The sequence below is a fragment of the Pseudomonas sp. BJa3 genome, from assembly GCF_026343815.1.
GTDB classification, from domain to species: domain Bacteria; phylum Pseudomonadota; class Gammaproteobacteria; order Pseudomonadales; family Pseudomonadaceae; genus Aquipseudomonas; species Aquipseudomonas soli.
In genome coordinates this window covers 1-274 of sequence record NZ_JAOXMC010000174.1, presented here as the reverse complement: position 1 = coordinate 274, position 274 = coordinate 1, and the positions used below count along the sequence as shown (strand labels likewise).

At 66.8% G+C, this 274-nt stretch carries 1 protein-coding gene; it reads left to right on the top strand.

The features are described 5' to 3' along the window. On the top strand, positions 1-274 hold a 274-nt coding region (locus tag OH705_RS27310), incomplete at both ends, for an alkaline phosphatase D family protein (protein ID WP_267303452.1).

The window sequence follows — 274 nt, the reverse complement described above, 5'->3', positions numbered from 1 at the left end:
CGCTTCAACGCCGAGGTGCCGCAGATCTGGCAATGGGACGACCACGAGACCACCAACAACTGGTCCTCCAGCAAGCAGCTCGACGAGCGCTACCAGGTGAAGGACATCGACGTGCTGGCGGCCCGTGCACGCCAGGCGTTCCTCGAATACGCGCCGCTGCGCTTCCAGCGCCAGGGGCGCGACGGGCGGATCTACCGCAAGGTCGCCTACGGCCCTTTGCTCGACGTGTTCGTCCTCGACATGCGCAGCTACCGCGGCGGCAACAGCGCCAACC